The 15,604-nt window shown below is 41.7% G+C and carries 11 protein-coding genes and 2 pseudogenes; all 13 read left to right on the plus strand.

The window, feature by feature from the left end:
• Positions 1-363: 363 nt before the first annotated feature.
• Positions 364-564: pseudogene (locus ES754_RS03795) on the plus strand (YceI family protein); the annotation flags it as partial.
• Positions 565-670: 106 nt separating this feature from the next.
• Entirely contained in the window at positions 671-2,032 is a 1,362-nt protein-coding gene (locus ES754_RS03800; protein ID WP_147222193.1) for a cytochrome c, read from the plus strand.
• A gap of 89 nt (positions 2,033-2,121) precedes the next feature.
• A complete protein-coding gene (locus ES754_RS03805) occupies positions 2,122-3,735 on the plus strand; it encodes a flavin monoamine oxidase family protein (RefSeq protein ID WP_147222195.1) in 1,614 nt (537 codons plus the stop codon).
• Positions 3,736-3,784: 49 nt separating this feature from the next.
• Positions 3,785-4,453, plus strand: a pseudogene (locus ES754_RS03810) (cytochrome c).
• Between the two features lie 624 nt (positions 4,454-5,077).
• Positions 5,078-6,034 carry a trehalose-phosphatase gene (gene otsB, locus ES754_RS03815; RefSeq protein ID WP_147222197.1) on the plus strand — a complete coding sequence of 319 codons (957 nt, stop codon included), beginning with the start codon at positions 5,078-5,080 and terminating at the stop codon, positions 6,032-6,034.
• Positions 6,031-7,608: an alpha,alpha-trehalose-phosphate synthase (UDP-forming) gene (locus tag ES754_RS03820; protein ID WP_147222198.1), complete on the plus strand. Its 1,578-nt coding sequence runs from the start codon at positions 6,031-6,033 to the stop codon at positions 7,606-7,608. The genes otsB and ES754_RS03820 overlap by 4 nt, the downstream gene beginning before the upstream one ends.
• Positions 7,609-7,660: 52 nt before the next feature.
• On the plus strand, positions 7,661-8,725 hold the full coding sequence (locus ES754_RS03825; protein WP_147222200.1) for an acyl-CoA dehydrogenase family protein: 1,065 nt from the start codon (positions 7,661-7,663) through the stop codon (positions 8,723-8,725).
• On the plus strand, positions 8,713-9,627 hold the full coding sequence (locus ES754_RS03830; RefSeq protein ID WP_147222202.1) for a PIG-L deacetylase family protein: 915 nt from the start codon (positions 8,713-8,715) through the stop codon (positions 9,625-9,627). Before ES754_RS03825 ends, ES754_RS03830 begins: the two co-directional genes overlap by 13 nt.
• Positions 9,611-10,489: a class I SAM-dependent DNA methyltransferase gene (locus ES754_RS03835; protein WP_227677705.1), complete on the plus strand. Its 879-nt coding sequence runs from the start codon at positions 9,611-9,613 to the stop codon at positions 10,487-10,489. Before ES754_RS03830 ends, ES754_RS03835 begins: the two co-directional genes overlap by 17 nt.
• A gap of 55 nt (positions 10,490-10,544) precedes the next feature.
• Positions 10,545-11,216, plus strand: coding sequence for a glycosyltransferase family 2 protein (locus ES754_RS03840; RefSeq protein ID WP_147223271.1), 672 nt, complete (start codon positions 10,545-10,547; stop codon positions 11,214-11,216).
• A 531-nt stretch (positions 11,217-11,747) separates the two neighbouring features.
• Complete coding sequence (locus tag ES754_RS03845) at positions 11,748-12,842, plus strand: polysaccharide biosynthesis/export family protein (RefSeq protein ID WP_147222204.1); 1,095 nt, start codon at positions 11,748-11,750, stop codon at positions 12,840-12,842.
• Between the two features lie 15 nt (positions 12,843-12,857).
• Complete coding sequence (locus ES754_RS03850) at positions 12,858-13,298, plus strand: low molecular weight protein-tyrosine-phosphatase (RefSeq protein WP_147222205.1); 441 nt, start codon at positions 12,858-12,860, stop codon at positions 13,296-13,298.
• A 13-nt stretch (positions 13,299-13,311) separates the two neighbouring features.
• Positions 13,312-15,555 (plus strand): polysaccharide biosynthesis tyrosine autokinase, encoded by a 2,244-nt coding sequence (locus ES754_RS03855; protein WP_147222207.1) that lies wholly within the window; start codon positions 13,312-13,314, stop codon positions 15,553-15,555.
• The last annotated feature ends 49 nt before the right edge of the window (positions 15,556-15,604 follow it).

Raw genomic sequence — 15,604 nt, forward strand, 5'->3', positions numbered from 1 at the left:
TTATTAGACTATCCACTGTATTTCAGAACCGCCAAATAACTAGTTTATTTGGCGGTTTTTTTATGATTAATATTTAATTAAAAAAGTACTTTTTCATTTCCTCCACATAATCATCTTTGTATTAACCTTAAAAACTCAATCTACATAAAGTAATGCTAGTAAACTCTCAAAAATCGTGTCGTAAGTAAGGTCATACAGTAAAGGAATGTTGTTATGAATCAACTTTTATTTGACCCAGCAGTATTTTGTTACTGCCAGTCACTAGTCACTAGCCACTAGGGACGCTATATTGCTTGCAGGTTGTACAGTTAGTCAAGCAGCCACCTATAAATTTAGTCTGACAAAGTCAATCCAAAGGTCACTCAAGCCGATGGTAAATTAACGGTGCACGGTCAAACTCATCCTATTAGCTTAATAGCGACCAAGTTTGATTGCTACCTGAAGCCTACTCTTGAAAAGTCTGTTTGTGGTGGCAATTTCACCGCCACAATTGACCGTACTAAGTGGAATATAAAGAAATATAGTGTATTTGGTATGACTAAAAATCTGACTTTGAATATTTAGGTTGAGGCGGCTCAACAATAGCCAACCTATTTTTAATAAAAACAGTTCAATATTATTTGTCAGATTTTTTTTGCCAACGCTATTTTGCCAGCCCTGTGAGGATATTATGAAGCCACTTTCTTTGATGTTGTCTGCACTTGCACTAAGTATGGCTTCCAGCGCTGTTATGGCTGATGGTGTTCGTCTGCCTTCTACTAGCCCGGCCGCCAGTTTACCCAATGTTAGCCCTGCCAATAGTGATTTGGTCAATCGCGGCGCCTATATTGCCCGTACTGCTGATTGTATGGCCTGTCACCGTGAAGACTATAGCGGCGGCGTCGCGATTGAGACCCCGATTGGTAATATTTACTCGACCAATATAACGCCCTCTCAACGTTACGGCATTGGTAATTATACTGAGGCTGACTTCAAAAAAGCGCTGCAAAAAGGCCGTGTGCCCACTCACCAGCTGTATCCTGCGATGCCCTATCCGTCTTATCATGGCATGGCTGATGCGGATATCAGCGTGTTATTTGCATACTTTCAAACCGTACCGCCAGTAGAAGCAGATCCTGAAAACACCACTAAACTGCCGTTTCCATTAAATATCAGAACCTTAATGTTGGCTTGGAATGTGATTAATGTGCCGTCCACCGAAAACCGTACAGGGCTAACCCAAACCCAGCAACGCGGTGAATATCTGGTTAATAACTTAGAACATTGCGGCACTTGTCATACGCCGCGTAACATCACGCAAGGTCTTAATAAGAAAAAGTATCTATCCGGTGCGCCACTCGGTAAATGGTATGCACCCAATATAACCCCAGATAATGACAGCGGCATCGGGCGCTGGAGTGAACAAGATATTGCCACTTATTTGCGTACTGGCATGCTCGATAAACGTGCTTATGCGGGTGGACCCATGGCTGAAGCCGTTGCCCATAGTACGCAATATCTAACCGATGCAGACTTAAGCGCCATGGCTGCTTATCTAAAAGTAATCCCTATCATCAAGACGGACGACTATGTGATACCCGTCGATATATCACGGCTGCCCAGTCCGGTCAGTCGTTCTATTACTTATAATTTAATCGAGCAAAAAGACTATTTGGCACAGGCAAAAGCCACTACTAACACTGATACTAATAATAATTTTAGTACTAATAATAATGCCAAAAACTCACCAAAATCGCTGTATCTTGCTGCTTGTGGTAGCTGTCATGGGGTGGATGGTTACGCGCAGCCCGATGCACGCTACTCATCTATCGTTGGTCTAAGTAGTATTCGACGTATTAAACCAGACGCACTGATTAACGTTATTGCGTATGGTGCTAAAGGCGCTTTAAACACAGCACCCAAAATGCCCGGCTTTGAGAAAGAATTAACTCATGCCCAAATCGCCAGTATCAGCAATTATGTGCGAGTTAATTTCGGTGGTCTACAAAGTAGTGATGTGAGTGCTGCTGATGTCAAACGCATCTTAAAATAAATACTATTAATTCAGATGTTAACCCAGCGATACAAACACCTAATACCACCTGATGTCATGGACGACGGTTCTATAACAAGGATAATAAAATGAACGATATGCTTCAATCACCTACACGTAGGCAACTGCTTTCCATGATTGGTAAGACCGCAGGGGCAACGGCCATGTATCAGGCGATGACCACGTTAGGATTTGCCTCTGAGTCTAGCTTTAAACAAGAGATGAATCTAACGGGTGCGCCTGCTGGTGCCAGCATCGTCATACTTGGAGCAGGATTGGGCGGGCTTACTGCGGCCTATGAGCTCCGTAAGGCCGGTTATAAAGTGACTGTTCTTGAGTTTCAAAATCGTGGTGGCGGTCGCAGTTGGACTCTAAACGCTGGTGACAAATATACGGAACTGGGCGGCGATGAGGTAACTTGCGACTTTAAAAAAGGCAACTATTTTAATGGCGGACCATGGCGGTTGCCGGTTCATCATTATGCTGTCTTTCATTATTGTAAAAAATTTGGCGTCGCATTACAGCCCTTTATCCAAACCAATGACCGCGCCTATCTGCATCGTACCACTCATTTTAATGGCGCGCCGCAGCGTTTAGGTGAAGTGCAAAGCGACATACGGGGTTATGTCTCAGAGCTATTATCTAAAGCGGTCAATACTGGCAGCCTTGATAAAACGGTCAATAAAGAGGACAAAGAAAAGCTATTAGAAGGGCTAAAGGGCTGGGGTGTGCTTGATAATAATTATCGCTATGTTAAAAGCCTTGAGACCAGTAAACATCGCGGCTATAGCGTTTATCCGGGTGGCGGTCTGATGCCTGACGCTAAGCCTTCAACGCCGATACCAATGAACAAACTCTTAAATTCGGGCATGTGGTCAGATATTTATAGCAACTATACCGTCTATAACCATCAACCGGCGATGTTTCAGCCGGTCGGCGGTATGGGAAAAATCGGTGATGCGTTCACTCGTGAATGCCGAGACATGATTACGTTCAATGCCAAAGTGACTAAGATTTATCAAGATGAGACAGGCGTGACTGTCGATTATATCGATAGTAATAGCATTACCAATAATATGGATGGCGCCACTAAAACCGTGCGCGCAGATTGGTGTATCTGCACTATTCCACTATCCGTATTGACTCAAATTGAAATTAACGTGTCAGCGCCAATGAAACAAGCGATGGCAGCAGTGCCTTACGACACCTCTTATAAAGTAGGTTTGGAGTTTAAACGTAGGTTTTGGGAAGAAGATGAGTGGATTTATGGCGGTATCAGCTATACCGATATGCCCATCTCGCAAATCTCGTATCCCTCACATGATATGTTCACCACTGGCTCAGGCGTGCTACTTGGCGCGTATGGCTTTGGCGAAGCCTCTTATCGGTTTAATACCTTAAATCCAAAAGAGCGTATTAATGCAGCATTGGAGTATGGCAAATATATCCATCCGCAATACACCAAAGAGTTCCGCTCTGGGACTTCCGTTGCCTGGCACCGTATTCCATGGTCACTCGGTTGTTATGGTATTTGGAGTGAATCGAGCCGCGACCAGTACTACGATACCTTATGTGCTATCGACCATCGTATTGTACTGGCAGGTGAGCACTGCTCACACATTCCAGCATGGCAAGAAGGTGCGATTTTATCCGGTATGGACGCGGCACAGCGACTGCATCAAAAGGCAAAAAAACTTGGTTGATTAAGATGATTATTAAAGTAAGTTAATGTTAATAAATTTAGAGGTAATCATGGATATGATGAAACCAAACCTACTTACTGCGGTAATGGTTTTGAGTGTTGGAGCAACAGTCGCGCTATCCGGCTGTAGTCAGACTACCAAAGCCAATGCTGTCACCCTTGCCAGTCAGCAATAAGCCATGCAAATGGTCTTTGATAATCAAGCCAGTCGCAATAATGGCGCGTGGGGTGCGGTTTATATGACTAAAGAAGAGCTTAGGTCGCCGCAAGTTAATATCGTCGATGTCAGCTTACTACCAAAAATGGCTGAAGATGCTAACCTGCAAAAGTGGCTTGCAAAATTTGAAGGCAGTGTTGAAGAAAGCGTTGAAGGCGGCTCTAAAAACAAACATGGGTTTATAACGACTAATGGCAAAAAGCTGTATGACGACTCCTGTGCTGGCTGTCATATGCAAAAAGGTGAAGGTGCACAAGGCGCAGGTTACTATCCGCCACTTGCCAATAACAGTAAGATGGAATCAAAATATTATATTATTAGCGTGATTATTAACGGTCTGCGCGGTATGCCCTCCTTTCACAGTATGATGAATGATGAGCAAATAGCAGCGGTCACGCAGTATGTGCATAGCGATCTCAATAATTTTACTGATACAGTCACTGCTGCCAATGTTGTACAGTTACGTCATGACTTCCCACCGGGTGCTGATCCTAGTGAATGATTTTATTGTAAAAAGCACTGTCTCAAAACTCTTTGCTTGAGTTAGGTAATCATAAGAGAGAGTAGGTTTAATGCCTTAGTTAAGAATAGCTTGCCAGCCTTCCCTTCAGAGGATTTTCAATTTGATAAGCTGGCAACAGAATCAATTAAAAAGCTGCTCAAAGAGTTATTAGCTACCGACTGAACGCGTTACTAATCAATTTTTTATCTGTCTCTAGTATTTGATCCAAACGTTAAGCCCTCTAGAGTTAAAGGTAGTGATGTATCCGCTACGCTTAACCTTTAAATCATAGTTATTAATCTCAATGCAAAAACACCCTACGACCCTTACAAAGAATGGATTATAGGGGTTTTTCATGTTTGTATTTTTGCTTAGGTAAGTATAAGTAACTTTGGGTTTAATAAGTTACAGAACTCATGCCAAATTAAGCCTTCTCGCCAACAAACTATGTCTGGATTTATGGCAAACTTATTATAAAGTTTGATAATTTATAATAGGTTTTATGAAAAATAAATCCAAAGAAGCAGTAGTGTTCAGCAGATAAATTATCTCGAATTTAGGTTAATTTAGGCCAACATATAACATACAACGCCCTATATGATGTTCTATTAAAAAGGAAAGAGTGTGACCTTAGCAAGAAGCCCTATTTTAAATGGCTCGTCTATCTACCTCCAGCCAAAAAACCTTGCCGATTATTTATCCAATCAGCAGGCCTATTGTTTATTTTTGGATATAGATGGCACGCTTGCAGATTTTACACTTAATCCAAAAGATAGCGTCATCTCAAATACAACATTAACGCTTTTACAAAGAATACAAAATCAGGGCGTTAACATTGCTATCGTAACAGGGCGTAGTCTTGCTGAAGCAAAGCAAATGCTATTTCCTATACAGTTGCCGATTGCAGCAACTCATGGATTAGAAATAGCGCTTGATGATGCCAAGAATAAAGACAGCGATAGTGGCGGCAATAATAAAAACAATAATATTGTGCAAGTTGATACCAGCGAACTTGCCGCCATAAGAGAAGCTATTACCCAGTCTTGTTTGCTCTATGGTGATTTCACTATAGAAGATAAACCGTATTCCGTTGCCCTACACTATCGGAAAAATCCTGCTTTAGCCGATGTGGCCTATACCATTATGTCGAAAGCGTTAAAAAATTATTCTGATTGGATATTGAAAGAAGGTAAATATGTTTGGGAGATTGTCCCAAAAGGGACGAATAAAGGTACAGCGATTTTGACCTTGCTAGAAAATATGCAAACCGGCGATAAGCTTTGCCCTATCTTTATAGGCGATGATATTACCGATGAAGCAGGATTTGCTGCAATCCAAGATGGCGATAGTGTAATAGAGAACAACAGGCCAGCCGATGAACATCAAAAACTAGTTAAGGGTATGGGTATTAAAGTAGGTAGTGAGCCAACTTGCGCCCATTATTATGTGCATGACATTCAAGAGGTGACCGTTTTACTTGATAACTTTTTGACCTTTTATCAAGAACGTGCCCCTCTATCTTCTGGCTTAGCAGACACTTTTTCCCTCCCACTGCCCAAAAAAATGAGACCCACTATATGAGCCGCTTAATTGTCCTATCTAATCGGGTTAAAATGTCCGACAATAAGCCGATGGCAGGTGGACTTGCGGTAGCATTGCACGATGCATTAATAGAAAACTCTGGCATTTGGATGGGCTGGAATGGCAAAATTGTTAATACTTATAAGGGCTTTGATACCGATGAATTTATCAGTGGCCAACAAAAAACTTTAATAAGCGCTGATCTACAGGAAGCTAATAAAGCAATTCCCTATATCACTACTGCTCTAACTACCAAACAACATCAGCATTTCTACTGCGGATTTGCCAATAATGTACTGTGGCCGCTATTACACGAGCAAACAGATTTAATCAGTCAAGCACCAGAAGATTATGCAGTTTATCAAGAAGTAAACCGTCTGTTTGCTATGCAGTTAAAAAAAATTGTCCAACCCGACGATGTGATTTGGGTACATGATTATCACTTTTTAAGCGTGGCGTACTACTGCCGTCAGTTGGGTATGAGCAATCGTATCGGCTTTTTTTTGCACATTCCATTTGTCTCATTAGAGTTTTGGCAACAGCTTGATCAAAGCTTAGAGCTGATCAAGCATCTTGCCCATTATGATGTGCTCGGCACGCAAACTCAGCAGGATAAAACTAACTGTCTCGCCGTCTTCCAGCATTATTTAAAAGGTAGCTTCTTAAAAGACAGTCCTTCAAAACATTTGCCAATAAATGCGTCACATGCCAAGCAGAGTTTTGTCAAAGCTAATAGCTCAGCTGGTGTGCAGTTATTTCTTAATCTAGACTTGTGCGCCACGCATCGTTTAGCGATTAATGCCTATCCAATCGGTGTGAATGTAGCAAAAATCCAGCAGGTTATTGATTCATCTTTACAGTCTGCAAAACGAAATAAGAAACAAAGCACTACCAAATCTACCGCACAACAGATCATTGCTGTGGATAGGATTGATTACTCTAAAGGTTTGTTAGAGCGTTTTTCAGCGTATCGTCGCTTTTTACAGCAATATCCTATGTATCAACATCAGCTAAAATTATTACAAATTGCGTGCCCTAGCCGCTTAGATTTACCCGTTTATCAACGGCTTTATGCCAGTGTCAGACAAGCCGTTGATGACATTAACCAGCAATTTTTACCTAATGAATGTAGAACAGATACCTTTAAAACTGACGGTTTTATAAATAATTGGCAAGCGATTACTTATAGTGAAACGGTATTAGGCCACGAGGCATTAATGACGGCGTTTTGGCATAGCGATATCGGTTGGGTAAATTCGCTTAAAGATGGCATGAATTTAGTTGCCAAAGAATATATTGCTGCTCAAAATCCTGAGAATCCCGGGGTATTATTACTGTCACGTTATGCAGGGGCTGCCGAGCAAATGCATGCGGCCGTCATTATCGATCCGTACCAGCCTAAAAGCATCATAAATGGTTTAAAAACTGCCTTAACGATGCCATTAGCACAGCGCAAGACCCGACATCAAATGTTATTGCAAGGATTACAGCAGCATGATTTACACACTTGGCAACAAAATTTTTTAGATGACCTGCATTATGGCAAAGACGTCATACAAATATCTAGTATCTAGTACCCAGCCACAGCACAAATGTCTGACCCACAAGAATAATTAGGAAACACCTATGTTACTGGTAGATGCAAAGAACCCTTCATTACAAAATATTAAAGCCGCTGTAGAGGATATTATATCCCTTGATAATCAAGCCATTAGCACGTTGGTCATAACGGATAAATTGCGGCATGATATATTAGATATTTTAGTCACTTATAGCAATAAAATCCCCCATCCTGCCAGTGTCGAAGGGACAAACTCAAACACCTTGATTCGTTGGCAAATTTTAGCGCATGTTGCGGGCATTGATTTGACTATTGCAAAGTGGTTTGAATCGCACTTAGATGCCCTAAGTATTTTGCATGAAGTAGGCTATGACAAAAATACCGATGGGCTATGGGCAGTTTGGGCCTCAGAAGGTCACCCCGATCCTATATATTATCAGCAGGGCAACGTTAGCGGCACAAAAGGGTGGTGTTCGGGGGCCAATGTTGTTGATTATGCCTTAATGACTTATAAAGATAAGAATGGCTACTCGCAACTGCTTATCATTGATATGCAAGAAAATGGAATTGAGATTGACAATGATGAATGGCAGGCGGTGGGCATGCAAGCTACTGATACTGGCACCATACAGTTTGATCAGGTACCGGCCACTAATGTTGGCGCGGCAAATGCGTATCTAGAACGTGTGGGATTTTGGCATGGGGCAGCAGGTGTTGCCGCTTGTTGGTATGGCGCGACAGCTTGCCTAGCAACTTATCTAATAACCGCTTACCAGCACAAACCGCATGATTATAAAGCCATGTATTTGGGGCAAATTAGTACAGCATTGGCAGTCACTCAACAGTATTTTCATCATGTTGCTGACTTAATAGATAGCCAACCGCTACATAGCCACGAACTTGCGATTCGCCAATTAAGATCAAACGTTGAGCAGGTAGCTCGCCTAGTCATAGAAACCGTCGGACAGGCATTGGGGGCAACGCCATTTTGTCGTAATGCTCACTTTGCAAGATTATCAGCAGATTTGGCTGTATTTATTCGCCAAAGTCATGGGGCATTTGATTTACAAAAGATTGGCGAATTAACCAGTGATTTAACAGAAGGGCAAGAAAATATATGGCAACTCTGATACTTAATACGACAGCAGCAAATGTAGCAGCAAATTCTATACTTCCTGACCCTTCACTTACTAACAGTGTCGCGGCAACTGATAAGAATGCGATAACCAATCACAACGTAACGCCTGAACATCATCATCCGATTGTTGGTGACCGAGTTATTGAAGGCGACGGGACCAGTCAGGACGTCTGGCAAAATTGGCAAGGGTTGCAAAATTTGCCTCGATTAAATATTGCAGAAAGTTTTCCATTGCACCAGCGGGTGTGCATCTTTGCCCCGCATCCTGATGATGAAGTATTAGGCTGTGGCGGTATGCTGCAACAACTGGCTGCCAATGGCAATCCTATCGTAGTTGTTTACGTCACCAATGGCAGCCAGAGCCATCCAGATTCGCAGATTTATCCGCCGCAAAAGCTTGATACCATTCGTCCGCAAGAAAGCTGTGCAGCCCTAAAAGTATTAGGCGTGGCTCATAATGTGACGACTATTGCCCTAGATTTAACCGATGGCGACGTCTTTGCCCAACAAGCACAGTTCACCAAAAAATTAGCCGCTATTATCCAGCCTGACGATATTTTAGTGACGACCTTTATTCATGATGGGCATCCCGACCACGAGGCGACAGGGCAAGTGGTTACTGCATTTGCCAAGCAGCACAAGTTAGCGTGTTATCAAGTATTAATTTGGGCGTGGCATTGGGCAACTCCTGCCGATAGCCGTATTCCTTGGCACTATGCCAGCAGATTTGATTTAACTGATGAACAATTACAGCGTAAATCCCAAGCAATCTCCTGTTTTACCAGTCAAATTACCGTTGATGAAAGTACGGGTAACCCACCAATTTTATCGGCGCAAACCATCGCTAGAATTAGCCAACCTTGGGAAGTTTATTTATATGAGCCACAACCCTAAGTCTACGACGTCTACTAATACGAATATCAATGACAGTTTACATGTTAATAAAATGATCTCGGCTGAATGCGGCCAATCGGACAACCAGTCTGCCCTTTTATCAGAGACGTATCCAGCGGCCTATTCTGAAAGCTATTTTGATACGTTATATAACGACAATACTGACCCATGGCAGTATCAGACCCGCTGGTACGAAAAACGAAAGCGCGATATGTGTTTAGCAGTGCTACCACAGGCTCAATATGGCAATGCCATTGAGTTGGGCTGCGGTAATGGGGTATTTAGTGAGTTACTTGCGCGTCGTTGTCACGCCTTACTAAGTGTAGACGGTAATACTCAGGCAGTGCAACTTGCCAAACAACGTTTGAAGGGGTCTCCGCATGTGAGGGTTATACAAGGTATTATCCCTAACGCATTATTAAATTTAGAAGATACGCTCCTACATACCTATCCTTTAACAGATAAGCTGTTGGCTAACAAACCGCTTTCTAATAAGCCGCCTGCTAATAAACCACCCTTTGATTTAATCGTTATTAGTGAAATTTTATACTATTTATCGCCAAATGATGTTGATAAGGTTATCACTTGGATTGGGCAAAACCTTGCCATAGATGGCACGTTACTATGCTGTCATTGGCGCTATGCTATTGATGGCTTTGCGATGACGGGCGAAACGGTGCACCAACGATTGCAACAAGCGTTTAGCTTAGTAAACAGCACAAATAATGAAAGAGCTCAGCAAGTGGCTTTTGACCATCCAGTAGCTTTTAATCATCAAAGTAAGATTGTAGATACCGATTTTCTATTAGACGTTTGGCAGAACTCGTCAAGTTCAGTTGCTATGCAAGAAAACCTAATATGAAAGTCGGTATGACTGTCAGCAAGAAAATGGATGATATAAAATCATAATGAGAAATATAAAAATAGCTATTGTGATTCCCGCTCATAATGAGGCGATGACAATTATTAATTGCCTAGCATCGGTTCAAACAGCCATTGAGCAACTACCCTCAACCATTGCAGCATATCCGCTGGTGGTGCTTGATAGCTGTACAGATAACACCCTCGAACTGATCAAAACTGCAGGGGTTGATTATATATGCTGTGATTATCACTGTGTAGGGCGGGTGCGAGATATGGGCATTCGCCATGCTATCGCGCACGGAGCAAATTGGCTTGCCTGTACGGACGCTGACTCAGTGGTGACTACAGATTGGCTGGTGCAGCAAATCAACCATACTACGCAGCAGCCCACCGATATGATTTGCGGCGTGGTGAGCGTTGATAGCTGGACACATTTAACGCCACAAACACAGGAAGATTATATCAAGCACTACCAGGATATGATGGGACATCACCATATTCATGGGGCAAATTTAAGTTTTAGCAGTGAGGCCTATCTTGCTGTTGGTGGCTTTGCCCCACTACCTTGCCATGAAGATGTAGATTTGGTTAAGAAATTTGAGACACGAGGCTATGCTATCACTTGGAGTAATCGCGTCCGTGTGATTACCAGCAGCCGTTTAGAAGCTCGGGCAACAGAAGGTTTTGCAGCATTTTTAGCAAATTTAGAAAAAATAAATTTATAGTAACCATTTACAATACTCATTTAAGAACCCTAGGGACTGTATAAGATGCAAAAATTAGGACTACTGATTGCTCCTTATTTATCAAAGTTGCGTTCTAGACTATGCATGAATCTGAAATCATATCTAGATATTGGCTAGAGTAGTCAACAGCGACTTAACATCTTAAGCAAGCGATAGAGTTGGCTACTCTAATACAGACGCGCACTAGCAAAGACAATACTGTTTACTTTATTAACATGGTCATATAAACACTAAATTTCTGGATAAAACAGTAGTGACTAGATTGTAATAAGAGCTAAAAAAGTCACTAACACTATATTATGTAGCGTCAGTAACCTTTTTTGTATTTAGCACTTTACTTAGGTAAAGTTATTAACACTGGGGTCTTTAAGCATATGCTCATTAAATACCCGTGAATTTGATTAATATGCCCTTCAATGTGCTATGATGCTGCTTTTTTAATATCTAACTACTTTCATTAAATAATAATTTTAATTGCTTACCGCACTTAGTTTAGGGTAAAAGTTCATCATGGTTTTTTCAAAAAATCAGCAATCACTGTACATTACTGTTGCTTTCACTTTTATAATCAGCAGCCTACTTTCTGGTTGTACTGCTACCATCAACTCTGGCCTTCATTCTGGCCCATTGCCACCTAATGGCGAATTTACAGCCGATAATGGCATTCATTTTAATGTTCAACCACTGAGTTTAGCCACACTGCCTCCCAAGCAAGCCGCTGTTCGACCTAACAGTGACCTATCTCGCCTAATTAAATCGTCTCATCGAGTAGACTATCGCATTACTCAAGGTGACGTCCTAAGCATTATCTTAGTTGGCTACCCTGATATTTCATCTGCTGGTGAAACTGGTTATCCAGTAGATCAGCAGGGCTTTGTTCAGTTTCCACTGATAGGACGTATTAAAGCCAGTGGCATCAGTGTGCCGCAATTTACCTCTAATCTGCGTGGACAGCTGCAACGTTATCTTAAATACTCAGACCCCCAAGTCAAAGTGGTTGATTACCGTGGCAACAAATTTTTTATTGATGGTGAAGTGAGTAAGCCTGGCGAGTTCAGTATTGCAGATGCACCAGTTTCATTATATAGCGCACTCTCTATGGCAGGAGGAGCGACCCCAGCTGGCGACTCCAACAATATCGTATTTAACCGTAAAGGCATCAACTATAACGTAGGTCTACAATCATTAAGACAAATGGGCTCGTCAGCCAACCAAATTTATCTGCAAGATGGCGACTCCATTCACGTAAACAGTCAAAGCCGCAATAGAATTTATGTTTTAGGTGAGTTTGGCAAAGTAGAGCCTGTCCTCATTCTCGAGCAAGGCATTAGTTTGGCACAGGTCCTAGGTGAGTCGAATGGTCTGAATTCTAATACCGCCAATGCTGCTAAAATATATGTGGTTCGAGATAATCCGGCAGCTCCATATACCAACATCTATTATATAGATATGCAAGCCATTACGAGCTTTGCACTTGCCAACCGTTTTGAGATGCAACCAAACGACATTGTTTATGTTGATCCAACGGGCTTAACACGTTGGAATCGTATCATCAGCTCATTATTACCCTCTTCATCGGCAATTAATTCTATTTCACGTCTTTAGATAGTAGTAGGTATCATGAGTTTTAATAATATCTTAGTGGTCTGCGTGGGCAACATATGCCGCAGCCCGATAGCTGCCGCTCTTTTGATGCATCACTATCCTGAAAAACATATTGACTCTGCGGGTCTATCGGCCGTGGTAGGTCACCCTGCTGATAGCAAAGCGATGGCAGTCATGTCGGCAAGCCACTCAATAGACGATATGTATATGAGCGACCATATTGCCAAACAGATCAACGAGCAGCTGGTAGGAAAAGCAGACCTGATTTTGACCATGTCAACCAGCCAAAGCAAGTGGATTGAAGAGCAGTGGCCGCATTGCCGTGGCAAAATCTTTAGAATCGGACATTGGATTGACAAAGATGTTGCCGATCCTTATGGTCATAGTGAAACAGCATTTGAGACTGCCAAACAAGATATCGTTGACAGTTTGGATCAATGGTTTAATAAAATTTAAGTAGTGACTATTTATGAATACAAATTCAAATAATTTATCAAAGTCTGCTTCTGAAAAAGATAATAACGATATAAACCTATTATCTTTATTGTCAGTGTTATTACGCGGCTGGAAAGTTGTGGTCTTTCTTACACTACTGGGTTGGCTCATCGGAGTGCTCTATAGCAGATATGAGACCCCTATCTTTAAGTCAGATGCCCTAATACAGGTTGACAAGTCGTCACAGGGGATTTCGGCATTGGGCTCGAATATCTCAGAGTTGGTGTCACCTGATGTCGGTCCAGCTCAGACAGAAGTACGGTTAATACAGTCGCGTATGATATTAAAACCAGTAGTTGACCTATTGCATTTAAGTGTCCGACTTAACGATCCTACAGTCAACTCTTGGGATAGAATAAAAAACAATCGCACGGATACCCAGTTCAACACGCCTGAAGGGGTATCGCTAAAGACGGAAAACGGACAGGTAGAAGTCAGTCAATTTAACGTCTCACAAGACTATCTCAATCGTCCTTTTACCTTAGTAAGATCTGATACAGGATTCGTACTCAGTAATGGCTTTGATGACTTCAAAGGACAACTGAATCAGCCTCATCTCTTTAAAGGCACAGACGGTGTCATCCAAATTACCGTCACCGATTTACCCGCTGGCGCTCATCCTATTAATATTAGTAAGCAGTCTCTACAAGATACAACAGACAGCATAAACAGCGCTTTAACGGTGACGGAACTCGATAGCTCAACAGGTATTCTTCAGCTATCGCTAACTGGTGCAAACCAACAGCAAATAACCTCAATATTAAAGCAGATTATTATATCTTATGTCGATCAGAACCAGTCACGTGGCTCTGAGGAAACCACAACAACCCTTAAGTTTATGGAAACGCAGATACCTCTGCTTAAACAAAAGCTTGAGGACTCTGAAGCTGTATTCAATGAGTTTCGCAAAAATTCAGGCTCAATCGATATTAATCAAGAAGCTGGATTGCTAGTAGGAAAAATCGATGGAATTGATAACCAACTTAACGAGTTAAAACTCAAAAAAGCCGATCTGACGACGTATTATACAGAAGATCACCCACTAGTCGTGCAAATTAATGATCAACTCAAAGTTTTAAATGCAAAACAACGAGAAGTAGAAGGTAAGATTACAGATTTACCTGAGATACAAAAAGAGTTTTTAAAACTATCAGAAGATATGGGTATCAATAGAGAAATTTATCTTACGATGCTCAAAAACTATGAGCAATTAAAAATCGTCAAAGCCGGCCAAATTGGTAACGCGCGTATTGTTGACCTTCCTATCAGTACCTATCGAACTATTGCACCGAAAAAGCAGCAGCTCATAATGCTAGCAACTTTATCAGGGCTACTGCTAGGAATATTGTTAGTATTCCTTAGAAGCTTACTTAACAACACGGTCAAAGATCCTAATCGTTTAGAAACAAAAACTGGTGTGCCTGTCATTGCAACAATTCCGCGCTCACTCTCACTGACACGCTTAGGTAAAAATAAAAACACACCAAATCGCTTATTGGCTTATGTTGATCATAATAGTCTGAGCTATGAGGCTATCAAAAGCTTAAGAACGCATCTGATGTTAGATATACCAGGTGAAGAGAAATCTGGTCAGCGTGCTAATGTCATCCTTATTACAGGTGAAAGTATAGGCGTTGGTAAATCATTTATCTCTGCTAATTTAACAGAGGTATTCGGGCAACTGAATAAAAAAGTCTTAATTATAGATGCCGATATGCGCATGGGTGAGCTGCATAAGGTGTTTAATATAGAGCAGAATGTTGGGTTAGCAGACTACTTATCACAGGACGATGCACTATTACAGAACAATGAACGCCCGCAAACTGATAATTCGCTAACTAACTTTATTCATCCTACTGCTATGAATAATATTGACTTTATGCCCAGAGGTCAGCAGCCACACAATCCAACCTCACTGCTGGCCAGTGATAGACTTGGTGAGCTGATGTCAGAGGTAAATGCTTATTACGATTATATTGTTATAGACTCTCCTCCGATACTGGCCGCATCAGACGCCGTAATCTTGTCACGATATACTGATAAAGTACTATTAGTAACTCGATACAATAGCTCGATGGAAGGACAGTTGGTCTATGCTATCAAGCAATTGACTAAAGCACACGTGCAAGTAGATGGTATCGTCCTTAATGACGTGCAGCAAGACCTTATGAATAAATACAGTTATCATTATAATTATGCTTATGGTGATAACAAATAACCATTGCATACATTACAAGAAAGCTTAAGTGCAAATTATGTTAACGATA

Source organism: Psychrobacter frigidicola (assembly GCF_007997305.1).
GTDB classification, from domain to species: Bacteria; Pseudomonadota; Gammaproteobacteria; order Pseudomonadales; family Moraxellaceae; genus Psychrobacter; species Psychrobacter frigidicola.